Below are 21405 nucleotides of genomic sequence, written 5' to 3'. Positions count from 1 at the left end.
TGCCGCTATGGCCGTCGCACGGCGAGACTACTCCAGCTTCAGGCCCAGCTGCTTGACCAGGCCGCCCCACTTGACGTTTTCTTCGCGCAGGAACTTCGAGAACTCTTCGGGCGTATTGGGCACCACTTCGAAGCCCATCTTGGAGAATTTCTGCCGGACGTCGGCCTCGGCCAGCACGGCCTCGGTTTCCTTGTTGAGCTTGTTGACGATCGACATCGGCGTCTTGGCCGGCGCCACCAGCCCGAACCAGGTGATCACCTCGAAGCCCGGATAGCCCGACTCGGCGATGGTGGGCACGTCGGGCAGCAGCGGCGAGCGCTTCAGGCTGGTAACCGCGATCGGCCGCAGCTTGCCGCCCTGCACGTAGGGCAGCGGGCCCACGATGTTGGACGTCATCATCGCCACCTGGCCGCCGATCAGGTCGTTGAACGCCGCGGCGTCGCCCTTGTAGTGGACCGGCGTCATGTCGATCTTCGCTTCCCGCTTGAGCAGTTCCATCGACATGTGCGGCGACGAGCCGGCGCCGCCGGTGGCGAAGTTCAGCTTGCCGGGATTGGCGCGGGCGTAGTTGACCACGTCGGCCACCGTCTTGAACGGCGTCGAGGGGTTGACCGTCATCAGCAGCGGGGTGTGCACCAGCCGGATGATGTCGACGAAATCGTTGACCGGGTCGTAGCCCACGTTGGGGTACAGATAGGGCGATACCGCATGCGTGGTCTGCACCGCCACGTACAGCGTGTAGCCGTCGGGCGCCGACTTCGCCACGTAGGCGCCGCCGATGGTGCCGCCCGCGCCGGCGCGAACCTCGACCACGAAGGGCTGGCCGAGCCGCTGGCCCAGGCGCTCGGCCACCACGCGGGCCACGATGTCGGTCGGGCCGCCGGCAGTGAAGCCGACGACGATCTTGACCGGCTTGGAAGGATAGTTGTCGGCTTCGGAGGCATGGGCCGCCAGCGCCGGAACCAGGCACAGGGCGCCCAGCAGGTGTTTGAATCGCAGCATGTGAGTCTCCTTGAATCTTTTATGAGGACTGCGGATCGGATCGCGGCGGGCGCCGTCTGCGCGGCGCCGCCGGGCCGGCTATGCGTCGGCCAGGACCAGGTCGGAGCCTTTCTCGGCCACGGCGATGGTCGGGATGTTGGTACCGGAAGACGGGATCGTCGGCATGATGGAAGAATCGATCACGCGCAGGTTGGCGATGCCGCGCACGCGCAGCTTCGGGTCCACCACCGCCATGTCGTCCACCCCCATCTTGCAGGTGCCGACCATGTGCCAAGACGTCTGCAGCGTCTCGCGCACATAGGCCAGCATGCCGGCGTCGTCCCGCACGTCGGGGCCGGGCCGGGTCTCGCGCACCACCAGCGGCTGCAGGGCCGGCATCCTGGCGATTTCGCGCGACACGTTCATGCCCCTCAGGAACAGCTGGGCATCCTCCTCATTGGACAAATAACGCGGATCCATGCGCGCCTGCTTCATCGGATCGAGCGAATCCAGATGGATCGTGCCGGTGGACTTCGGCTGCAGCGGCGTGACGCCGAAGGTGAAGCCCGAGAACATGTCCATGCCCGTGGTGGGGGTGCGCGAATAGCGGTCGCCGCCCGACAGCGGCTGCAGCCGCAACACCAGGTCGGCCTTGGGCTTGGAAGGATCGCTGCGGTAGTTCATCTGCGCGGTGGACGAGCTGATCGTCAGCAGGCCCTGCCGCTTGAAGATAAAGCGCAGGCCCTCGCGCATCTTGCGCAGCGGATTGCGCAGCACGTCGTTGACCGTGATCGGCTTGGAGCACTCGAACGTGACGCGGGTGTTCGGGTGGTCGCGCAGGTTCTCGCCCACGCCCGGCAGGTGCTGGACGACGTCGATGCCGAACTTGCGCAGGATGGCCTCGTTGCCGATGCCCGACAGCTCCAGCAGCTTGGGCGTGACCAGCGGCCCGGCCGACAGGATCACCTCGCGCCGCGCCTTCACCTGGAAGCGCTGGCCGCCCACGATGTATTCGACGCCGGTGGCCCGCTTGCCTTCCAGCAGCACGCGCGCCACGGTGGCATCGGTGAGAATGGTCAGGTTCGGGCGGTTCTGCGCCGGCTTCAGGTAGCCCCTGGCCGTGTTGTTGCGGAAGCCCCGGCGGGTGGAATACTGGAGGTAGAACACGCCTTCGTAGCTGCCGTCGTTGTGGTCGGGCAGGAATTTGTAGCCCGCCTGCTTGCAGGCCTCGATGAAGGCGTCCGACAACGGATCGAAGCCGTCCAGCGCCGTGCAGCGGATCGGGCCGCCGCGGCCGCGCTTGGCCGGATCGCCCTGGGGGAAATCCTCCAGCCGCTTGAGGATGGGCAGCATGTCGGAATAGCCCCAGCCTTCGCAGCCCAGTTCGCGCCAGGCATCGTATTCGACCGGGTTGCCGCGGGCGAAGATGTTGCCGTTGATGGCCCCCGAGCCGCCGATCACGCGGCCGCGCGTCCAGCGCTGCGGCTTGCCGTTCAGGTGTTCCTGCGGCACCGTCATGAACGGCCAGGTGACATCCGGATCGTTCAGCAGGTTGACCACCAGCAGCGGCACCCGGATATTGAAATTGGTATCGCGGCCGCCGGCCTCGATCAGCAACACCTTGTGCCTGCCGTCGGCCGACAGCTTCGCGGCCAGGACGCAACCCGCGCTACCCGCGCCGCAGACGACATAGTCGAACTCGGCATTCGCGGGCAAGGACGTGACATACATTACAACGTCTCCCTTCTCTTGCTTCTTATGGATCAGCAACGCTGCCGGGCAAGTTACATGACTCCTTACATTCCAGAAAATAATATTTGAGAATTCTGCTATTCCATTCCCCTGTCCCTGGCTCTGCCGCCGCGAGGCACCGGCAGTATTTGAAAAGATGCTGAACCGATATCCAAATATTATTGGGCGCGATGCAGGCGGCGGTATATTGTGGCAACCGGGGTGCTGACGCCGCGCTTCGCTACGCGGTGCAAAAGCGCCATAACCTTCCAATAAACCCACAAGATCACCAGGAGACCTGGCATGGCCGAGCTGTACAAACTTTTCATCAATGGCGAATGGAGGGAGGGCTCGGGCGGCAACACGTTTCCGGCGGTGAACCCGTTCAACCAGGAGGTGTGGGCCCATGTGTGCGAAGCCTCCGAGGACGACGTGCGCGCCGCCGTGGCGGCCGCGCGCCAGGCCTACGAAACCAAGTGGCGCAAGACCACCGGCCTCGAGCGCGGCCGCCTGATGCTGCGCCTGGCCGAGCTGCTGGAACAGAACGCCGACCGCATGGCGACGCTGGAAAGCACCGACAACGGCAAGACCATCCGCGAAACCCACGCCCAGATGTTCTACGTGGCGCGCATCTTCCGCTTCTTCGCCGGCTACGCCGACAAGCTGTGGGGCGCCACCATCCCGCTCGACCAGCCCAACGTGTTCGATTTCACCGTGCGCGAACCGTACGGCGTGATCGGCATCATCACCGCCTGGAACTCGCCCATCGCGCTGATCGGCAACAAGCTGCCCGCCGCGCTGGCGGCCGGCAACTGCGTGGTCATCAAGCCGTCGGAACACGCCTCGGTCACCACCCTCGAATTCTGCAAGCTGGTCGAGCAGGCCGGCTTCCCGCCCGGCGTCATCAACGTGGTCACGGGCGACGTGAAGATCGGCCGCGCGCTGGTGGGCGGCGGCGGCCTCGACAAGATCACCTTCACCGGCAGCGGCCGCGCCGGGCGCGACATCGCCTCGATGGCCGGCCAGCAGCTGGTACCGGTGGTAATGGAACTGGGCGGCAAGTCGCCCAACATCATCTTCGCCGACGCCGACCTCGATCGCGCCGAAGTGGGCGCCCTGGCCGGCATCTTCGCCGCCACCGGCCAGACCTGCATCGCCGGCTCGCGCCTGCTGGTGCAGCGCCCGGTCTACGACGAAATGATCCGCCGCCTGGCCGCGCGCGCGCCCAGGATCGTGCTGGGCAACCCGCTCGACCGCACCACCGAGATGGGCACGGCCGCCAACGAGCCGCAGTTCCGCCGCATCATGGATTTCATCCGCCAGGGCAAGGAACAGGCGCGGCTGGTAACCGGCGGCGGCCCGGCCAACCAGGGCGAGCTCGCCAAAGGCCTGTTCGTGCAGCCCACCATCTTCGCCGACGTCGATAACAAGTCGCAGCTGGCGCAAGAGGAAATCTTCGGCCCGGTGCTGTCCGTCATCCCGTTCGAGACGGAAGAAGAAGCCGTGGAGCTGGGTAACGGCACCGCCTTCGGCCTGGCCTCCGGCGTCTGGACGCAGGACATCTCCCGCGCCATGCGCATGACGCGCGAGCTGCGCAGCGGGGTGGTCTGGGTCAACACCTACCGGATGGTGACCGCGCAGGCGCCGTTCGGCGGCGTCAAGGAAAGCGGCTTCGGGCGCGAGCGCGGCGAACTCGGCCTGGCCGAATTCACCGTCACCAAGAACGTGATGGTGGACTTCTCCACCGAAGCGCGCGATCCGTTCGCGATCAAGGCCTGACGGCCGGGGCCGGCCGCACGACGGCGGGTCACGCTGCGCCCGCCAGCCATCCCAGCAAGCCGGCCGCCAGCGACACCACCGCGGCCGGCCGCGCCAGCGCGGGCGCATAGGCCAGCACGAGGCCGAGGCCGAGCGCGGCCAGCGTAATGACCCCCAGCCACAAAGCGATGCCGACCGAGACGCCGGCCGCCTGCACGCAAAGCGCAAGAGCGAATGCCAGCAGCGCGGCGCCCGGCGTCCGGCAGGCCAGGACCGTGCGGCGCGCCGGCAGCTGGCCCCGGATCTGGCCGGCATGGCGTTCCATGGCCAGCGCCAGCAGCACCAGTCCCGGATAAATGAGCGCGCCCGCGATCCAGGCGGTCATGGCCGTGCTCCCGGCGTGGCGCCGGCCAGGCGGCCCCGCGCCGGCACGGGCGCGGCCGGGCGGGCCAGCAGGCGCCACGCCACGAAGCCGTGCAACAGCGCGAGCGACAGCATGGCGAGGTCGAAACCCGCTATCGGCCATTGCCCCAGCGCGACGCTGGCGAACAGGCCGTGGCCGCCGGTGAGCGGGTTGAGCAGCGGCAATAACGCGAATCCCGCGGCCGCCGCCGCCATCTGTTCCAGCCAGGCGCGCCGGTGCGGCCGCAGCGCCGCGTGCAGCAGGCTGGCCGCCCACAACGCGAAAAAGCCCTGCACCTCCCAATCCGCGCGCTGCGCCAGGCCGGCCGGCAGCAGCCTGTTGAGCCAGAAATAGCCCGCGGTGGCCAGCGACAGGCCGGCCACCGCGCCGACGTTGAGCACCTCCACCAGCCGGTGACCGAACGGCGTGCGGCCCAGCTTGCGCCGCTCGGGCAGCCGCTTGACCACCCACAGCACCAGCCCGGTGGCCGCCATCGCGGTGCCGGCCATGCCCGACAGGAACAGCAGCCAGCGCAGGGCAGGTCCGGCGAAGCGGCCCAGGTGCGCGCTGGTCAGCACGTTGTACGTGGCGCTGGCCGCGGACGGCGCCGGCAGCGCGGGCGCGTCGCGCAGTTCGCCCGTCATGCCATCGAACAGCAGCCGCCGGCTGGCGCCGCGGTCGACCAGGCTGCGGCCGCCATGTTCGCGCAGTTCCACGGTGGCGCGGTCGGTGCCCGGCCGGTTCACCACGATCGTGCCCACGCTGCGTCCCGGCCAGCGGCGTCCGGCTTCGGCCAGCATCGGCGCGACCGGCGCCAGCGGCGCCGCCGCCTCGCGTTCCGTGCGAGCGGCCTCGCGCGGCGGCGCGCCGCCGCCACCGCCGCCGCCCATCCCGGCCGCCCGCCGTTCCGCGGCATAGGCCTGCATGTCGCCCTGGTAGCCGGCCTGAATGCCCCAGGGCATCAGCATATACATCAGCAACAGCAGGCCGCTGAACGTAATCATCAAATGGAAAGGCAGGGCCAGCACCGCCGTCGCGTTGTGCGCGTCGAGCCAGGAGCGCTGCCCCTTGCCGGGCCGGAAGGTGAAGAAGTCGGCGAAGATCTTCTTGTGCGTGACCACCCCGCTCAGGATCGCCACGAACATCAGCATGGTCGCCACGCCCACGATCCACCGGGCCCACAGTCGCGGCATGGCATGCAGCTCGAAGTGGAACCGGTACAGGAACGCGCCGCCGCGCGTCTGGCGCGGCTGCAAGACTTCGCCGGTGCCGGCGTCCAGCTCCGCCCGCCTGAGCCCGGCCCGCCCCGCGGCCGCGCCGGGCTCGCGCCACGATACCTCTACCGCCGCCTGCCGCTCGTTCGGCAACGCGATCGTCCAGGCCGCCGCCCGGGGCGCCAGTTCCTGCATGGCGGCCACCGCGCGCGCGGCCGTGCCCGCGTCCGGGACGGATCGATGCAGTTCCGGCTTCATCCACAGATTGACCTCGTCCAGGAAATAGCTGAGCGTGCCGGTGAAGAACACCGCATACAGCAGCCATCCCAGCAGCAACCCCGACCAGGTGTGCAGCCACGACATCGATTGCCGCAGTCCCTCCGACTTGCCATCCGCCCTCATGCCGCCCTCCCCGCTCTGTCCATCTGCATGCCGCCCTGCGTGCCGCGCCCCGTCATGCCGGCGTCCACAGCCAACCCGCCAGCCATGCCGGCATGCCCAGCACCGCCGCCGCCAGCAGCACGCCGGCCCATGCGCGCCGGGCGCTGGAGCAGCCGAAGGCCCACATCGCGGCCACCGCGTGCGCCACGAACGACAGCATCGTCGCCGCCAGCACCGCATCGGCGCGCGCCATGCCCAGCGCCGGTCCGGCAACGGCCAGGCCGGCCGCCAGCGCCGCGCCCACCAGATAGCCTCCGCCCACGGCCGCCGCCGCGCGGACGGCCACCCGCGCGCGATAGCCCGCCATGCCGTTCATCGCGTCAGAACGCCAGCCGCGCCGCGAACAGCACGCGCCGCTCGTTGCCCCAGACGATGGTGTTGCCGGCCGCGAAGCGGTTGCGGTCGTAATACGTCTTGTCGAACAGGTTGTTGATGTTCATCGACAGCTTCAGGTTCTTGCCGCCCGCCAGGCGCTTCTCCCAGAAGAAAGCCAGGTCGACGATGCCGTAACCGGGATTCCAGTCGGTATCGGTGCCGCGCATGTGGGCCGCGGCACTGCGCCATGCGTTGTGCGACTTGCTCCACGCGCGCAGCCCCAGCCCCATGTCGAAGCGCCCATAGGCGTCGCTTTGATGCAGCCTGAACTTGTTCCACAGCGACAGGCTGTGGCGCGGCATGAAGGCCATGCTGCGGCCTGCGGCCCACGGGTCGTCGGTGCGCACGTATTCGGTATCGAGATAGGCGTAGGCCAGCTGAGCGCTCCACCAGTCCGTCAGCGCGCCGGTCAGTTCCAGCTCGATGCCCTGCGAGCGCTGCAGGCCATTGATCGACACGCGGCAATCGCCGCTGCCGTCGTACGAACCGGGCGTGCCCGGCGCCGGCGCGGCCAGTTCGTCGCACTGCCCATCCTCCTGCGCCGGCATCGGCATGTTCTTCTTGTCGATGCGGAACAGCGCCGTGGTGAGCATCGCGCGGCCGCCGAACAGATCCTGCTTGTAGCCCACCTCGAACTGCCGCCCCTCCTGCGGCGTGGTGATGTAGTTGCCGCTCATGTCGAGCAGGTTCAGCGCGTTCGGCGAGAACGATTCGCCGTAGCTGGCGTACACCGTGCCGGTGGCCGTCACGTCGCGCATCACCGCCACGCGCGGCGACCACTTGTCGACCTTGCTGGCCTCGCCGCCGCCCGGCCGGCTGTAGATCTGCGACCATCCCATCGCCATCATCAGCCGCGTGCGCCCGTCCGGCAGATGCACCAGGTCCTGGAAATAGAGGTTGCGATCGTCGCGCTGCGTGGGCAGGCCCAGCGGGTCGGCCCAGATGCGGTCGCGGTACGGCCAATCGCGATAGTCGGGATCGAAGATGTTCAGCGGGCCCACGTCGTAGGGCTGGCCAGGGCGCGTCTCGGCCGCCACCGCGCGGCCGCTGCTGCGGCTTTCCGTGTGGCCGAAGCCCACGCCGACCAGCCAGTCGTGGCGCAGCGGCCCGGTCGGCACGGTGCCGCTGAAGTCCAGCCCGCCCGAATAGCTGTTGCCGTCGGACTGCCGGCCGCTCACGTAGCGCGACACATTGCCCGCGGCGTCGGGCCCGTTGCCGGCGCTGTTGACGCGCGTGTTCTGCCACCACTGCGTGTAATGCTGGTAGTTGAAGTTGGCCTTGACGCGAAACGCTTCCGACGGCCGCCAGCTCATGTCCCACAGCAGCGTATCGGTATCGCGCGAGGCGCGGTCGTTCAGGCTGCCCCAGAAGAAATCGCGCGGCACCGGATAGAACTGCCCGTAGTACGGACTGCCGGCGCGCGTGATGCGCATGTTGTTCTCCTGCTCGGGCACCGAGTCGATCTTCAGCCGCTCGTAGGTCAGCGTGGTGTCGAAGCGGGCGTTGGGCACGAAGCTCAGCGCGGCCAGCGCGCTCTTGGGCTCGGACCAGACGTGCTCCTGGTCGTCCCTGGTGTGCTGGTAGCTGCCCACCGCGCGATAGCGCCAGACGCCCTCCTTGTCGAGCGGGCCGGCCATGTCGACCATGCCGCCGTAGGAGCCCTTGCTGTCGGTGCGGCCCAGCACCACGTATTGGGCCTCGGCCCTGGGCCGCTTGTAGCTGTAGTTGATGATGCCGCCCGGCTCGGCGGCGCCGTAGTACAGCGCCGCGGGCCCGCGCAGCAATTCGATCGCCTCCAGGCTGTCGCTGCCGCGCGCCGCCGATGCGCTGCCGTAGCTGCGCTGGCCGTTGATCAGCAGCTGGCCCGCGCCGCTGACGCTGAAGCCGCGCACGCTGATGCTGCGCGACATGCCCTGGCCGATGTCGCCGTTGTCGCTGGCCGTGGTCACGCCGGCAAAGCGCTCGAACGACTCGAAGATGGAAGTATCGCCGCGTTCCCGGATCACCTCCTCCGTTACCTGGTTGACGGTGAACGGCGTGAGCCGCGGCGGCAGGTCCACCTTGGCGGCGACCGAACTGGGGAGGTCCGCCACGTACGGCCCCGGCATCGCCGCCCCGGCCACGGCCACCGGCGCCAGCTCGGCGGCCGGGGGCGCCGTCGATACGGGCGCGGCCGCCTGCCGCACGGACAGCTCGCCGCCCGGCGTCACCACCAGCTCCAGTCCGCTGCCGTCGAGCGCGCGCCGCGCGGCTTCTTCCGGGCTGTAGCGCCCCTGCACGGCCGGCGCGACGCGGCCTCGCAGCAAGGCGGGATCCGCCGCGATGTTGCGCCGTCCCTCGCGCGCGATGCGGCTCAAGGTATCGCCCAGCGGGCCGGCGGGAATGGCATAGGCCTGGACGGCTGCGGATGCCGGCGCGCCCGGCGGCTCGGCCGCGAACAGGCCAGGCGACAGGGACAGCGCGACGGCGGCGGCCAGCGGGCGGAGCGGAAACAGCGACATGCGGAACTCCCGGATGCGTTCGGTGGATGCTTTCCATCCATGTCGAACGAACCGGCCCGAACCCCTCACGATCCGCAAAAAAATCGCCGCCGGGCTTACGCCAAGGCGATCCGCGTCAGCCATGGCCCGAAACGCCGCACCGTCACCGGCAAGGTGTCCGCCAGCGTCCGCAGCGCGCGGTCGCCATCATCCAGCGAGAACACGCCGAACACCGGCAGCCGCGCCGCGTCTTGCGCAATCTGCAACAGCCCGTGGCGATAAGGACGCAATGCTTCGATCACGTCGCCCAGCGTGCCGTCGCGCACGTCCACCAGCCCTTCCAGCCAGGCGGCATGCGCCTCGGCCGGCGCCGGCGCCGGCCGCAGGGCGCCATCGGCCAGCCACAGCGCCTGGCCCGCCGGCAGCGTCGCATGGCCGGCGGCGCCGGCCTGCACGCGCACGTCTTGCCGCAATGCCGCCACCAGGGTCCGCCCGTCCGCCGCCTGCCGGATCATGAAGCGACCGGCGCGCGCAAAGGCCCGCAGCGATCCGGCGCGGACCTCCAGCGGGCGCGAATCGGCTGCCGCCTCGATCGCCAGCGCGCCATCCAGCAGCCGGACCGACCGGGCTCGCGCATCGAAGCGGACGTCCGCCGCCGAACGCGCATCCAGCGTCAGCCGGCTGCCGTCTTCCAGGTCCACCGTCTTGCGCTGTCCGGTATTGCTGCGGGCATCGGCCAGCAGGTCGGCCAGCGGCACCCAGCGGTCCACCGCACAGGCGCCCGCGCCCAGTCCCAGGACCGCGGCGGCGCCGCCCAGCAGCTTGCGCCGCTGCGCCGACAACGGCGGACAAGCCACCAGGGCTTCGCGCGCGGCCGCCGCCTGGCCCCGCGCGCGGCGGTCCAGCGCGCGCAGTCTGGATGCCGCCGGGCCGAGCGCATCCTGCAGCCGTTCCCAGGCGGCGCGGTGCGCCCCGTCCGCCGCCAGCCAGGCCTCGAATGCCGCGCGCTCCTGCGCCGTCGCGCTGCCCGATTCCAGCCGCACCATCCAATCGACGGCCGCTTCGGCCAGCGGGCCGGGCAGCCCGGAATACGCCATGGGGTCGAAGGCCATGGTCGTCACTCCGGATCGCGCCGCAGGCACCAGCAGTGCAGCAATGCCTGCTTCATGTAGCGCTCCACCGTGGCCACCGACACGCCTGTCTCGCGCGCGATCTGTACATGCGTTAGACCATCGAGGCGGTTCAACAGGAAGACCCGCTTGACCGCGGCCGGCAGGCCATCCAGCATGCGGTCCAGCTCGGCGATCGCCTCCTGGGCCAGCGCCAGGTCTTCGGCCGAGGGCGAGGCCGCCTCTGGCAGGCGGGCCAGCGCATCCAGATAGGCGTTCTCCAGGTCGCGCCGGCGCCAGAACGTGAACAGCACCCGCTTGGCCAGCGTGGTCAGGAAGGCCCGAGGTTCCGCCAGCTGCGCGGCATGGGGCGACACGAGGACACGTTCGAACACGTCATGCGAAAGATCGGCCACGTCGGCCCGGCAACCCAGCCGCCGGTGCAGCCAGCCTTGCAACCACCCATGATGTTCGCCGTACAGCAGGCCTACCGCCTGCCTGGACTCGTATTCCCGCCCCAGAGCCATGACATCCCGCAGAAATGGTTTTGATAATAAGAATGCTTCTTATTATATATACGTCGTCCGGGAGGGCGAGCCCTGCGGCGCCGCGGTCCGGCACTGCGTATCATTGAGCGGCGGCGTGCGGCGGGCCGGGCAGTCCGGGCTCGCGCCGGCCGCCACGCGCGTACGGAGACACCGCCTCATGCTTCACCCTCCCCGCTCGTTCGTCTACCTCGACGCGGTCGCCCGCGCAGGCTCGATCCGCAAGGCCGCGGAAAAGCTGCACGTCGCCTCCACGGCGCTCAACCGCAAGATCCTCGAGATCGAAGAGGAAGTCGGGACGCCACTGTTCGAGCGCCTGCCGCGCGGCGTGCGGTTGACCTCGGCCGGCGAACTGCTGGTCGGCGCCATCCGGCGCTCGATGGCCGACCTGCGGTCCGCCGGCTCGCAGATCGAGCAGTTGCGCGGCCTGGTACGCGGCACCGTGCGCGTGGGCTGTGCCGAATCGGTGGCGGCGGATCTGATGCCGGGCGTAATCGCCAGATACCAGCAGACACACCCAGGCGTGCAACTCCAGCTATTGTCCGGGGTGACGGCGCAATTGGTGGCTGCGCTGGAACAGGACGACGTGGAACTGGTCATGGTCCACGACCCGCAGCCGAGCGAAACGCTGCGCGTGCTGAGCGCGATTCCGCAGCCGCTGTGCGCGATGCTGCGGCCGGACCACCCGCTGGCCGGCCGCGAAACGCTGCGGCTGGCCGATTGCGAGGCCTATCCGGTGGCGCTGGGAGATCATTCGTTCGGCAGCCGGCGGCTGATCGATGCCGTGACGGCGCAGTCGAGGATCGGCTTGAAGGTGTCCCTGGAGGCCAGCACGGTGCAGACCTTGAAGGAATTCACCTTGCAGACGGGGGCGATCAGCTTCCAGTTCCAGATCGGGACGCTGAGGGAAGCGCGGCGCGGCGAACTGGTCTCGATCCCGCTGACCGACCGGGCATTCGGGCACAGCCAGCTGGTGCTGGCCACGCGGGCGGGGCGTGTCCTGCCGATCGCCACGATGAGTTTCCTGGAAGCGCTGGTGGGAAGGCTGGCCGACGTTTCGGCATGAACGACAGGATGAAAACGATGAACGACGAACAAGACGCGGCGCCCGACAGCACCGCGGCGCGGGTCGCCCTGTGGCGCGCCCTGCACGTGGAAGCCGACGCCCCGCCGCCCGTGCTGGAGGACACCGTCGGGCTCGAACTGCTGGCGCCGGCCGCGGACTGGCGCCAGCGCAGCGACATGGACCCGCAGTTCACGCGGCCCTTCCGCGCCTCCATCGTGGCCCGGGCCCGCTTCATCGAAGACCTGGTGATCGAACAATGCGATCGCGGGGTCGGCCAGTACGTCATCCTCGGCGCCGGCCTCGACAGTTTCGCGCAGCGCCGGCCAGACGTCGCCGGCCGCCTCAAGGTGTTCGAGATCGACCGCCCCGGGCCCCAGGCATGGAAACGCCGGCGGCTGGTCGAACTGGGCTTCGGCGTTCCCGACTGGCTGCGCTTCGTGCCGGTGGATTTCGAAGCGGGGGAAAACTGGCTGGACGCGCTGATCGCCGCCGGCTTCGACAACGGCAAGCCGGCCGTCGTGACCTCCACCGGCGTCAGCATGTACCTGACGCGCGAGGCCAACGCGGCCACGCTGCGGCAGGTTGCCGGCCTCGCCCCCGGCTCGACGCTTGCCATGACCTTCCTGCTTCCCATCGACATGGCGGGCCCAGAGGTGCGGCCCGGACTAGAAATGGCGGAAAAAGGCGCGCGGGCGAGCGGAACGCCGTTCCTGAGTTTCTTCGTTCCGGCAGACATGCTGGCCATGGCGCGCGAGGCCGGCTTCAAGACGGCGCGCCACGTTCCGGCCGCCGACCTGGCCAGCCGCTACTTCGCGGACCGGTCCGATGGCCTGCGCCCGCCGGACAATGGCGAGGAACTGGTGGTGGCCGATACCTGACCGCCGCGCCGTTTTTTTCCATACCATGGCACCCGGCTAGGAGCCTCTTCATGCGCAGTCTGGATTTCAGTTCGTGGCAGGCACTGCTTTCCACGCTTTTCGGCCTGGCGGTCATCACGCTGATCGGCGTGGGCATCCGGCTATTGGTCATGCAGCGGGTACAGCAGCGCACCCAGCGCGAAAACCGCCAGATCAACGAACGATTGCGGACCTTGATCGCCGCGTACAAGACGCTGGGCGGATCGTTCACCGGCAACCTCGTGGTCGACCCTTCCCACCTGCGCGACCTGCGCCGCAGGCCGGCCGCCGATGCCGCCACAGCCACCGGTCTTCCCGAAGAGGCGCAGGCCGCTTCTTCCGACGCGCCCATCCCGGCCTCCGATCGCCGGCGGCGCATCCGCGATGCCGTCGAGGCGGCATTGTCCGACATCATCCTGCTGGGCACCGAGGAACAGGTGCGCCTGGCCGCGCGGGCGGCAATGGACCTTGCCCATGGACGACTGGTAGACACGGCCGAACTGGTGGTCTCGCTGAGGAATTTCATCCGCGACGTGCTGGATCTGGATCCGGTGCCGCCGGAAGTGCAGATTCCCGCCCAGGGTCCGGCCCGGCCCGGCGGGTCCGGAGGAAGAGCGGGAGGCCGCGCCGGAGCCGGCGGTGGCGGTGGCGGCGGCGGTGGTGGCGGCAAGGCGGGAGGCGGAATGGGCGCCGGAATGGGCGCAGGAATGGGATTGGGGATGGGCGCTGGCGTGGGCGCCGGTGCCGGCGGCGCGCAGATGGCAGAGACTCACGCGGCGGAAAACGACGGCGATCGATCCTGATGCGCAGGCTTGCGCGGCCCGTCACTCGATCTGCACGCGCGCATCCCTGATCACGCCGCCCCAACGATCGACTTCCGACTGCACGAATGCCTGAGATCGTCCGGCATCCATCGGCGCGGCCGGATCCACGTTGATGACGGACAGGCGCCGGACGACGTCCGGATCCTTCATCAGCCGGTTCATTTCCGCATTGACCCTGTCGACGACCGCCCGCGGTGTTCGCGCGGGAACGAACAGGCCGTACCAGCTCTTCAGCGCCAGTTGCGGGAATCCCGCCTCGAGCACCGTAGGCACGTTCGGAAGCTCGCCGTCGCGCACCGTGTCCATGACGGCCAGCGCCTTGATCCTGCGCTTCATGATCAACGGTTCGGCCAGCGGCTTGCTGAGCGCCATGATGTGCAACCGCCCGCCCACCAGATCCGTGATCGCGGGCGGCTGGCCCGCATACGGAATCATCTGCATCCCGGCATGGGTGGCCTGGTTGAAGATTTCCGTGCTCAGGTGCACCACGGATCCCCGCACGGCCGCCGGGTAGGAAATCGTCCCTTCGTGGGCATGCGCGTAGTCGATGAACGCCTGCAGCGAATCCACCGGCAGATCGTACGGGACCACATAGAAGAATTTGGTCGTGCCATAGACGCTGACGGCCTGGAAGTCGCGCGTAGGGTGCCATTTCAGCGTCTTCGGATACAACGCGGGCTGGGCCGTGAAGGGCACGCTGCCAAGCAGCCAGGTATAGCCGTCGGGCTGACTGGCATGAACGTAGTCGACCCCGATATGGCCATCCGCGCCCGGCTTCGATTCGATCACCAGCGGCTGTCCCAGGGCAGCGCTCAGCTTGTCGGCGAATGCGCGCATGGCCAGATCCAGCTGCCCTCCCGCCGGCGCCGGCACCACGACGTGTATCGGCCGGCTCGGCCAGGGTTCCTGCGCTTGCGCCATGCCGGCCGCGCCGAGCGCCAGCGCCGCGCAGACCAGCAAGGCAGCCGCCTGCCCAGGCTTGTGTTCCATGTCTTGTCTCCGCATTTTTCGGCTTTTCGGCTTTTCGGGTTCAGACTTCGTCCCATGAACTGACGGCGTCTTCTCTTACCTGCTGTTCCAGCAATCTTTCCTGGGCCTCGATCTTCTGCAGCAGGGCCAGCACTTCTTCGGCCCTGTCGCGCGGAACGCATACGACGCCGCTCTCGTCGGCGACGATATAGTCCCGCGGCCGTATCGATACGCCATTGATCGAGATCGGCTCGTTGATCGATCCGAAGGTGAATTCATTGCGGCTGCGGCGCGGGCAGACGCCGACGGCCCACACCGGATAGCCGATGGCGCGGATTTCCTCGAGGTCGCGGCACGTACCCCACATGATCGTGGCCCGCACGCCGCGCCGCTGCGCCAGGCGCGAAGCGAGCCCGCCCCAGGCCGAAGCGGTTCGCGTGCCGTCCAGGTCCATGACCACCACGTCCCCGCCTTTCATGGTCTTCAGCACCATTTCCAAAGGCTTGCCGACGCCGCCGCCGAAGCGGTAGGCGCCGGGATCGTCCGCCATGCGCCGGAACTTCACGGGCAATGCCCGGCCGCACACCCGGCCAATGCCTTCGCGCTGGGCGCTCAGGCCCGACAACGCGCCCGGCAGGCCGAGCTCGTCGAGCGCATCGGATATGGCCGAGGTCGGGTGGCCGGCCAACCGCGATTCCGTGCTGATCTTGTCTTCCATCGTCGTCTCCATTCGTCGTCAAAGCGGTACGCGAAGCGCCCTCATGGCTTCGCCGTCCATGGACAATCCCAGTCCCGGCGCGTCGCCCAGCAGAAACGAACCATCGCGCACGGCCTCCCGGATGGCAGGCTCCCGCGGTCCGTTGTGGCCGACGCCATATTCCAGAATGCCGTGCGGCGTATTGCACGCGGCCAGCAGATGGGCACAGGCCAACACGCCGGGTGCCCCATTGAACATGTGCGGACACAGGCGGCGCCCCGCTCCCACTGCAGCCAACGCAACCGGCAACGTGCCCGACAAGCCGCCCCACTTGGTGGGATCGGGCTGGATCACGCCCAACGCGCCGTCCGCCAGCGCGGCCTGGAACATGCCCGCGCCGATCAGGTTCTCGCCGCCCGCCAGGTCCATGGGCGCGGCGGCCGCCAGCCGTTGCCAGTCATGCGCCGGCGCATCGGCCGGGATCGGCTCTTCGAGCCAGGCCAGGTGGACCGCTTCCAGCCGGCCGACGGCTTCGACCGCCGCGTCCACGTTCCATGAAGAATTGAGATCGAGCATCAACTCGCAGGCGTCGCCGATCTGCCTGCGCACGGGCATGGCGGCCGCAAGATGCTCGGCGATATCGCCGGCGGACCGGATCTTGAAAGCGCGGAACCCGCGCCGCAGGCAATCCTCGACGCGGCGCGGCACGTCTTCCGACCGGCCGATGCTCGCGTAGACGGACACGGCGCCGCCAAGGCCGCCGAACATTCTCCACAACGGCAACCCGGCCTTGCGACCGGCGATGTCCCACAAGGCGATGTCGACGCCGGCGATGACCGCGGCCAGCGGGCCGGGCTCGCCGGACTGCAACCGGAGGATGCGCGTCTTCGCGGTCAGCATCCGCCAAGCCTCCAGCGGAGAACGGAACGCCTGGCGCAACAGCAGCGGCGCCACGACCTCGCGCAGCAGGCGCGCCCGGTACGGCATGGAAAAGCGCGGGAAATTGCACCAGATCTCTCCCCAGCCCTCGACGCCGTCTTCGTCCTCCACGCGCACCAGCAGGTTGACGACGCTGCCGATCGTTCCCATCGGCGTCTGGACCGACTTGGCCAACGGCATGTCGAGGGCATAGGGTTCGATGACCCGGATCCGCAATTCGGCTGGCTTTGGGTAGGGGAAGTCGGGCAGCGCAAACATCGGCATCGGAGAAAAAAGGGCAGCCCCCGGCGGGCGCGCCCATTGTGCAGCCGATGGAGTTAACCGAGAATTATCAAGTTTTTGTCAATTGATAACCCTCACTTATGCCTGATGCCGACATACCCTCTCACGCCTACCGGATCGACCGGTTGCGGCTCAGGCATTTGCACCTGCTCGAGGTGATCCGCCGCACCGGCTCGCTCGGCAGCGCGGCACGCGAACTGGGTATCAGCCAGCCGGCGGTAACGATGTTGCTGCGAGAACTCGAGGCCGTGTTCGATACCGTGCTGGTCGAGCGAAGTGCCCGCGGGGGCCGGCTCACCACGGCCGGCGTGCTGGCGCTGGAAAGGCTGACGATCGCGCTGGCATCCGTCCGTAGCGCCATCGATGCCGCACGGTCGGCAGCCATCGAGCCCGTTCTGCGGCTCGGCTGTATCCCGGTCGCGGGCGTCGGCATCCTGCCGCGGGCGCTCGCGCGGCTGGAATCGGCGGACCTGCTCGGCAGGATCGTCATCGTGGAAAAACCGGCGCGGGAGCTGCTGTCCGAACTTTGCGAGGGCAAGATCGACTGCGTCATCGGCTGGATGGACGAAGTACTTACCGGAATGGTCCGGATCGATCAACTGGTGATCGATCCGCTGCAATACGGAAGGATGCAGGTGGCGGCCGCCGTCGATCATCCGCTGACGAAGATTCAGTCTGTTTCCGTCGCGGAAATCGCCCGCTGGCGCTGGGTGGTCCCCCGGACCGGTTCTCGCACTTACGAAGCCTTCACCCGCCTGTTCGTCCGCCATGGCATTCCGGCTCCGGTTCCGGCGGTCGAAAGCTGGTCGCTGCACACCAGCCTGCGGCTGGTCGGCGCCACCAGGCTGCTGACCGTGGCACCTGACGACGCGGTGAAGTATTACGCAAAGCTGGGCACGCTTGCGCGGCTCAAGGGGCCGGAATTGACGTTGGAACGCAATCGAGTCTCGCTGGTTTGCCGGCGCGAGAACCAGGCATTGCCTATCGTGAAGCGGCTCAGACAGGCGTTGTTCGATCCGGCTGGATTGTAAGCGGTCTGCTGCTAGCGCGGCGGATGCCCGCGCGCCCCGGCCAGCATCAATCGATCCAGCGCATTGGCGAACGCGCGCCGGTCGGCCTGGCTCAATGCGGCGGGGCCGCCGGTGTCGACGCCGGCGCTGCGCAATTCTTCCATCATGTCCCGCAGCGACAAACGCTCGCGTATCGTATCCGCGGTATAGCGCTCGCCGCGCGGGTTCAGCACCAGCGCATGCCTGTCGAGCACCTGGGCCGCCAGCGGAATATCGCCGGTAATCACCAGGTCGCCGGCGGATACGTGCTGGGCGATGTAGTCGTCGGCCACGTCGAAGCCGCGCGGCACCTGCACGGCGCGGATCAGCGACGAGGGCGGCGTGCGCAGCATATGGTTGGCCACCAGCGTCAGGGAACGCTGCCATCGGTGCGCCGCCCGGTACAGGATCTCCTTGATCACGACGGGGCAGGCGTCTGCGTCGACCCATATATGCATGGCGGGCGGGCTCACTTCAATGTTCCGGGAAAGACATCCGCTCGCCGTTCGCGGCATACCAGCCGGCGAACGGCGAGGCGGCCATGGGGCGGGCGAACAGATACCCCTGGATGAACTGGGCGCGGTCCGAATGGCGCCGCGTCACGGCCCAGTAGCCGAGCCCGGCCAGCGTGGCCTCGTGGACCAGCACGGCGCTTGCCGGGTCGAAGGCGGGAAGGTCCGGATTCTCGCGGATGCCCAGTCGTTCCGCCACCGTGGCGGCGGCGTGCGCGGCGGTTTCGCGTTCGATACGGCGGGCGTCGCTCCAGGCGAGCGCGATCCCGCCGATCAGCGGCGCAGCGACGCAGGCGGCCAGCAGCAGGTATTGGTGCCACGGCGGCCGGCCGGCAAGCCTGGCGGACTTGGCGCGAGATATCACGGTGTCGTTGGCGCGGGCCTGCCCCGCCGCATGTTGCCCCAGAGCGCATTATGGGGGCGTTTGCGCGCGCAAAGGCGGCCTTGCGCCGTTTTCCCGCGGATCGGGCGGCGGACGCCACGGCGGGCGTTACGGCGCGCGTGCCGACCAAGGCCACCACGGCCTGGAACGGCCAGCAGATCGTCTATCCGGCCGGGCAGGCCCGGGGCACGGCCATGGTCATCGGACTGGCCCCGGGCGCCGCGACCCGGCTGGCATTCGCATCCGGTGCCTTCGTTCGCCTATGCCGGCGTGGCGGACGGCCCCTTGACCGTGATGGAAAAACCCGAGGTCCCCCAAGGCGCGGCCCCCAGGTAGTATCCGGCAATCAGCCCGCCTGCCGCGCGATGTTCATCCCGGTCCGGATTTCCTCGACGCCGATGGCGGCCACCCCGCCCGCCTGCACCATCCGCGCAGAAACGTCCGCCAGGGTCCGGCAGCCCAACAGGGCCATGTTGCGCTCGATCTCGGCCTTCAGCAGCGAGATCGCGTGGGCGACGCCGGCCTCTCCGCCAACGACGGCGGCATACAGGAACGGCCGGCCCACGAGAACATGGCTGGCGCCCAATGCCAGCGCCTTGATGACATCGGTGCCCCGCCTGATGCCCGAGTCCATCAGCAGCGGCATCCCTCCCGCGCGGCCCTGCAGCGCCGCCAATGCCCTGATGGGCGCGATGGCGCCGTCCAGCTGCCGCCCGCCGTGATTGGAGACGACGACCGCATCGACGCCGATGGCCTTGGCTCGCGCCACATCCTGCGCCGCGAGCACGCCCTTGAGGATCAGGCGATGGGGCCAGCGCCGGCGCACTTCGGCCAGGGCCTCCCAGCCGAGACGATCGCGCCGGTGGATCCGGCGCCCCCGTCGGGCCAGCATCGGAACCCTGTCGGTGCCGAAGTTCTCGAAATGCGGCATGCCCGCATCCAGCAGCGTCCTCAATAGCGTGCCGAACAGCCAGCGCGGGTGACGCAGGCCGTCCATGCCGAGCCGCACCGAAGGCCGCAGCGGCGAGGTATAGCCGTTGCGGATATCGGCCTCCCGGTTGGAGGTGACCGGAACGTCGGCCGTGACGACCAGCGTGCGATAGCCGGCGGCTTCGACGCGGGCCAGCAGTTTTCCGTCGCGGTCGGGTTCGGCCGTCAGGTAGGCTTGGAACCAGGCCTGGTCGTACTCCCTGATGACGGCCTCCAGCGAAGTCAGCGCGGCGCCGCTGAGGACGAACGGAATATTGGCCTTGCGGGCGGCCCGCGCCATGGCCCGGTCGGCGTCGCGGGCGGCCAGCGACATGGCGCCCATCGGCGCGATCCCGAACGGCGCCGCCCACGTCTGCCCAAGCAGCGGCGCACTGGCGGTGCGCCCGGAGGTATCCACCAGAACCAGTGGGATGAAAGGCACGCGTTCGAACGCGGCCCGGTTTTCCCTGGCCGAGGTTTCGTCCTCGGAACCTCGCTGGATGAATTCGAAAATGCATCGCGGCAGCTTTGCCCGCGCCGGCCTCTCGAATGCCTCCAGGTTGAGGAGGTGCTGCAGGCGGGTCATTCCGGCTTGATCCCCAGCGTCCTGATGAGCGGGGTCCAGCGGTCCGTCTCGCTCTTGACGAGTGCGCCGAGCTCGTCGGGCGTGGAGCTGACGAACTCGAAGGCCGGCGCAGGATCGCCGAAATGCGGCTCGGCCAGGATGGCCTTGATGCTGGCGTTCAGCATGTCGCGGATCCCGGCGGGAATGCCCGCCGGCGCGAACAGGCCGTACCAGTCGGTGGTGACGATGTCGATGCCCTGCTCCTGGAAGGTGGCCACGTCGGGCAGCAGCGGATGGCGGCGCTGGGACGACACGCCCAGCGCCCGCAATTGGCCGGCCTTGTGCTGTTCGACTCCTTGCGCGACGGTGCCCCAGGTCATGGCGATGTGTCCGGCCAGGGTATCGCTCATCGACTGCGCGCCGCCCTTGTACTGGATGTGCGTCATCCTGGTACCGGTGCGCTTCTTGAGAAGTTCGGCGGTCATGCCGGACATCGTTCCGTATCCGGGCGAACCGAAATTCACTTCGTCGGGATGGGCCTTGGCATACTGGATCAACTGGCCCACGTCTTTGGCCGGAAAGGCAGGGTTGGCGAAGGGGACCACGGGCATGCGCGCGATCAGGCTGATCGGCGCGAGATCTTTTTCCGCATCGTAGGGCAGATGTCCGTACAGGCCCGGGTTGGTGGTCAGGGTGCTCACGCCTACGTACAGGGTATAGCCGTCAGGGGCCGCCCGCACCGCTGCCTCGGTGCCGATGATGGTGCCCGCGCCGCCGCGGTTCTCCACCACCACGGGCTGATTGAGCCGCCTGGACAAGGCCGCGCCGACCATGCGCGACACGATATCGACCGTCCCGCCTGGGGCGAACGGGGCTATCAGCCGGATCGGCTTGGACGGGTAGTTCGATGCGGAGCCCTCTGCCGCAGCCTTGCCGGAAGCGGCAACGCCGGCCGCGGCGGCCAGGGCCAGCGCGGTGAACGCGCGGCGGCCCGGCTGCATCCGGGCATCGTTTTCATCCTTCATGTTGACTCCTGTCTCGTCGGCGCTTCGAGCCGCCTAGTAATTGGATCGCTCGCGCCTCTTCCGGCACGGCTGCCGTGAATGGTTCGAGGTGGGCCCATTCTAGGTAGGCGGCCAATCCACGTCGCGCAGAGATAGCGAAACGGGCTGTTTCCGAATCGCGAACCGATTCGGCTTGCGGCCTGAAACGGCTGTG

General features: G+C 68.6%; 20 protein-coding genes. 5 read left to right on the top strand and 15 right to left on the bottom strand.

Features of this window, described 5'->3' with window-relative positions:
- Window positions 1–27 precede the first annotated feature (27 nt).
- Both ABD927_RS02275 and ABD927_RS02270 read right to left on the bottom strand, forming a co-directional pair.
- Window positions 28–1002, bottom strand: coding sequence for a Bug family tripartite tricarboxylate transporter substrate binding protein (locus tag ABD927_RS02275; RefSeq protein WP_345245876.1), 975 nt, complete (start codon window positions 1000–1002; stop codon window positions 28–30).
- A 78-nt stretch (window positions 1003–1080) separates the two neighbouring features.
- Window positions 1081–2712, bottom strand: coding sequence for a GMC family oxidoreductase (locus tag ABD927_RS02270; RefSeq protein WP_345245874.1), 1632 nt, complete (start codon window positions 2710–2712; stop codon window positions 1081–1083).
- A gap of 303 nt (window positions 2713–3015) precedes the next feature.
- Between ABD927_RS02270 and ABD927_RS02265 the strand changes: the two genes are divergently transcribed.
- A complete protein-coding gene (locus ABD927_RS02265; protein ID WP_345245872.1) occupies window positions 3016–4491 on the top strand; it encodes an aldehyde dehydrogenase in 1476 nt (491 codons plus the stop codon).
- 28 nt (window positions 4492–4519) lie between these two features.
- On the opposite strand, the gene ABD927_RS02260 is transcribed toward ABD927_RS02265, so the two are convergent.
- The 6 genes from ABD927_RS02260 to ABD927_RS02235 all read right to left on the bottom strand — a co-directional run bounded on the left by ABD927_RS02260 (window position 4520) and on the right by ABD927_RS02235 (window position 11019).
- Entirely contained in the window at window positions 4520–4855 is a 336-nt protein-coding gene (locus ABD927_RS02260; protein ID WP_345245870.1) for a DUF3325 domain-containing protein, read from the bottom strand.
- Entirely contained in the window at window positions 4852–6489 is a 1638-nt protein-coding gene (locus ABD927_RS02255; protein ID WP_345245869.1) for a PepSY-associated TM helix domain-containing protein, read from the bottom strand. The genes ABD927_RS02260 and ABD927_RS02255 overlap by 4 nt, the downstream gene beginning before the upstream one ends.
- 52 nt (window positions 6490–6541) lie before the next feature.
- A complete protein-coding gene (locus tag ABD927_RS02250; RefSeq protein ID WP_345245867.1) occupies window positions 6542–6835 on the bottom strand; it encodes a DUF3649 domain-containing protein in 294 nt (97 codons plus the stop codon).
- A gap of 13 nt (window positions 6836–6848) precedes the next feature.
- Window positions 6849–9404 carry a TonB-dependent siderophore receptor gene (locus ABD927_RS02245; protein WP_345245865.1) on the bottom strand — a complete coding sequence of 852 codons (2556 nt, stop codon included), beginning with the start codon at window positions 9402–9404 and terminating at the stop codon, window positions 6849–6851.
- 95 nt (window positions 9405–9499) lie between these two features.
- The gene (locus ABD927_RS02240) at window positions 9500–10495 is read right to left on the bottom strand and encodes a FecR family protein (protein WP_345245863.1); all 996 of its coding nucleotides are present in this window, start codon (window positions 10493–10495) and stop codon (window positions 9500–9502) included.
- A 5-nt stretch (window positions 10496–10500) separates the two neighbouring features.
- Entirely contained in the window at window positions 10501–11019 is a 519-nt protein-coding gene (locus ABD927_RS02235; RefSeq protein WP_345245861.1) for a sigma-70 family RNA polymerase sigma factor, read from the bottom strand.
- Between the two features lie 178 nt (window positions 11020–11197).
- On the opposite strand from ABD927_RS02235, the gene ABD927_RS02230 reads away from it, so the two are divergent.
- Genes ABD927_RS02230 through ABD927_RS02220 form a run of 3 tightly spaced genes read left to right on the top strand, consistent with a single transcriptional unit; the run spans window position 11198 to window position 13802 of the window.
- Window positions 11198–12103 (top strand): LysR family transcriptional regulator, encoded by a 906-nt coding sequence (locus ABD927_RS02230; protein ID WP_345245859.1) that lies wholly within the window; start codon window positions 11198–11200, stop codon window positions 12101–12103.
- A 17-nt stretch (window positions 12104–12120) separates the two neighbouring features.
- Entirely contained in the window at window positions 12121–12981 is an 861-nt protein-coding gene (locus ABD927_RS02225) for a class I SAM-dependent methyltransferase (RefSeq protein ID WP_345245857.1), read from the top strand.
- 50 nt (window positions 12982–13031) lie between these two features.
- Window positions 13032–13802, top strand: a complete 771-nt coding sequence (locus tag ABD927_RS02220; RefSeq protein WP_345245855.1) for a hypothetical protein — start codon at window positions 13032–13034, stop codon at window positions 13800–13802.
- Window positions 13803–13823: 21 nt separating this feature from the next.
- Here the strand turns inward: ABD927_RS02220 and ABD927_RS02215 are convergent, their stop codons facing one another.
- From ABD927_RS02215 to ABD927_RS02205, 3 genes are all read right to left on the bottom strand, one after another.
- Window positions 13824–14783, bottom strand: coding sequence for a Bug family tripartite tricarboxylate transporter substrate binding protein (locus ABD927_RS02215; protein WP_345245854.1), 960 nt, complete (start codon window positions 14781–14783; stop codon window positions 13824–13826).
- A gap of 70 nt (window positions 14784–14853) precedes the next feature.
- Window positions 14854–15510, bottom strand: a complete 657-nt coding sequence (locus ABD927_RS02210) for an RraA family protein (RefSeq protein WP_345245852.1) — start codon at window positions 15508–15510, stop codon at window positions 14854–14856.
- A gap of 18 nt (window positions 15511–15528) precedes the next feature.
- Window positions 15529–16686 carry a mandelate racemase/muconate lactonizing enzyme family protein gene (locus ABD927_RS02205; RefSeq protein WP_345245850.1) on the bottom strand — a complete coding sequence of 386 codons (1158 nt, stop codon included), beginning with the start codon at window positions 16684–16686 and terminating at the stop codon, window positions 15529–15531.
- A 104-nt stretch (window positions 16687–16790) separates the two neighbouring features.
- Here ABD927_RS02205 and ABD927_RS02200 point away from each other — a divergent pair, with 104 nt between their 5' ends.
- On the top strand, window positions 16791–17741 hold the full coding sequence (locus tag ABD927_RS02200; RefSeq protein ID WP_345245848.1) for a LysR substrate-binding domain-containing protein: 951 nt from the start codon (window positions 16791–16793) through the stop codon (window positions 17739–17741).
- An 11-nt stretch (window positions 17742–17752) separates the two neighbouring features.
- Here ABD927_RS02200 and ABD927_RS02195 read toward each other — a convergent pair whose 3' ends face one another.
- The 4 genes from ABD927_RS02195 to ABD927_RS02180 all read right to left on the bottom strand — a co-directional run bounded on the left by ABD927_RS02195 (window position 17753) and on the right by ABD927_RS02180 (window position 21212).
- Window positions 17753–18217 (bottom strand): YaiI/YqxD family protein, encoded by a 465-nt coding sequence (locus ABD927_RS02195; protein ID WP_345245931.1) that lies wholly within the window; start codon window positions 18215–18217, stop codon window positions 17753–17755.
- Between the two features lie 16 nt (window positions 18218–18233).
- Window positions 18234–18635 carry a hypothetical protein gene (locus ABD927_RS02190; RefSeq protein WP_345245846.1) on the bottom strand — a complete coding sequence of 134 codons (402 nt, stop codon included), beginning with the start codon at window positions 18633–18635 and terminating at the stop codon, window positions 18234–18236.
- A gap of 364 nt (window positions 18636–18999) precedes the next feature.
- Window positions 19000–20208: an alpha-hydroxy acid oxidase gene (locus ABD927_RS02185; RefSeq protein ID WP_345245844.1), complete on the bottom strand. Its 1209-nt coding sequence runs from the start codon at window positions 20206–20208 to the stop codon at window positions 19000–19002.
- Window positions 20205–21212 (bottom strand): Bug family tripartite tricarboxylate transporter substrate binding protein, encoded by a 1008-nt coding sequence (locus tag ABD927_RS02180; RefSeq protein WP_345245842.1) that lies wholly within the window; start codon window positions 21210–21212, stop codon window positions 20205–20207. Before ABD927_RS02180 ends, ABD927_RS02185 begins: the two co-directional genes overlap by 4 nt.
- Window positions 21213–21405: the final 193 nt, after the last annotated feature.

Origin of the sequence: Pigmentiphaga soli (assembly GCF_039541095.1) — a bacterium.
GTDB lineage: Bacteria > Pseudomonadota > Gammaproteobacteria > Burkholderiales > Burkholderiaceae_B > Pigmentiphaga > Pigmentiphaga soli.
This window is presented reverse-complemented; position numbering and strand designations above follow the sequence as displayed.

What these genes read in the sequence shown, in the direction of transcription:
- ABD927_RS02260 (WP_345245870.1), bottom strand. Translation starts at nt 4,855, where the DNA reads ATGACCGCCTGGATCGCGGGCGCGCTCATTTATCCGGGACTGGTGCTG.
- ABD927_RS02220 (WP_345245855.1), top strand. Translation starts at nt 13,032, where the DNA reads ATGCGCAGTCTGGATTTCAGTTCGTGGCAGGCACTGCTTTCCACGCTT.
- ABD927_RS02195 (WP_345245931.1), bottom strand. Translation starts at nt 18,217, where the DNA reads ATGCATATATGGGTCGACGCAGACGCCTGCCCCGTCGTGATCAAGGAG.
- ABD927_RS02235 (WP_345245861.1), bottom strand. Translation starts at nt 11,019, where the DNA reads ATGGCTCTGGGGCGGGAATACGAGTCCAGGCAGGCGGTAGGCCTGCTG.
- ABD927_RS02200 (WP_345245848.1), top strand. Translation starts at nt 16,791, where the DNA reads ATGCCTGATGCCGACATACCCTCTCACGCCTACCGGATCGACCGGTTG.
- ABD927_RS02245 (WP_345245865.1), bottom strand. Translation starts at nt 9,404, where the DNA reads ATGTCGCTGTTTCCGCTCCGCCCGCTGGCCGCCGCCGTCGCGCTGTCC.
- ABD927_RS02185 (WP_345245844.1), bottom strand. Translation starts at nt 20,208, where the DNA reads ATGACCCGCCTGCAGCACCTCCTCAACCTGGAGGCATTCGAGAGGCCG.
- ABD927_RS02210 (WP_345245852.1), bottom strand. Translation starts at nt 15,510, where the DNA reads ATGGAAGACAAGATCAGCACGGAATCGCGGTTGGCCGGCCACCCGACC.
- ABD927_RS02180 (WP_345245842.1), bottom strand. Translation starts at nt 21,212, where the DNA reads ATGAAGGATGAAAACGATGCCCGGATGCAGCCGGGCCGCCGCGCGTTC.
- ABD927_RS02250 (WP_345245867.1), bottom strand. Translation starts at nt 6,835, where the DNA reads ATGGCGGGCTATCGCGCGCGGGTGGCCGTCCGCGCGGCGGCGGCCGTG.
- ABD927_RS02240 (WP_345245863.1), bottom strand. Translation starts at nt 10,495, where the DNA reads ATGGCCTTCGACCCCATGGCGTATTCCGGGCTGCCCGGCCCGCTGGCC.
- ABD927_RS02230 (WP_345245859.1), top strand. Translation starts at nt 11,198, where the DNA reads ATGCTTCACCCTCCCCGCTCGTTCGTCTACCTCGACGCGGTCGCCCGC.
- ABD927_RS02225 (WP_345245857.1), top strand. Translation starts at nt 12,121, where the DNA reads ATGAACGACGAACAAGACGCGGCGCCCGACAGCACCGCGGCGCGGGTC.
- ABD927_RS02255 (WP_345245869.1), bottom strand. Translation starts at nt 6,489, where the DNA reads ATGAGGGCGGATGGCAAGTCGGAGGGACTGCGGCAATCGATGTCGTGG.
- ABD927_RS02275 (WP_345245876.1), bottom strand. Translation starts at nt 1,002, where the DNA reads ATGCTGCGATTCAAACACCTGCTGGGCGCCCTGTGCCTGGTTCCGGCG.
- ABD927_RS02205 (WP_345245850.1), bottom strand. Translation starts at nt 16,686, where the DNA reads ATGTTTGCGCTGCCCGACTTCCCCTACCCAAAGCCAGCCGAATTGCGG.
- ABD927_RS02270 (WP_345245874.1), bottom strand. Translation starts at nt 2,712, where the DNA reads ATGTATGTCACGTCCTTGCCCGCGAATGCCGAGTTCGACTATGTCGTC.
- ABD927_RS02265 (WP_345245872.1), top strand. Translation starts at nt 3,016, where the DNA reads ATGGCCGAGCTGTACAAACTTTTCATCAATGGCGAATGGAGGGAGGGC.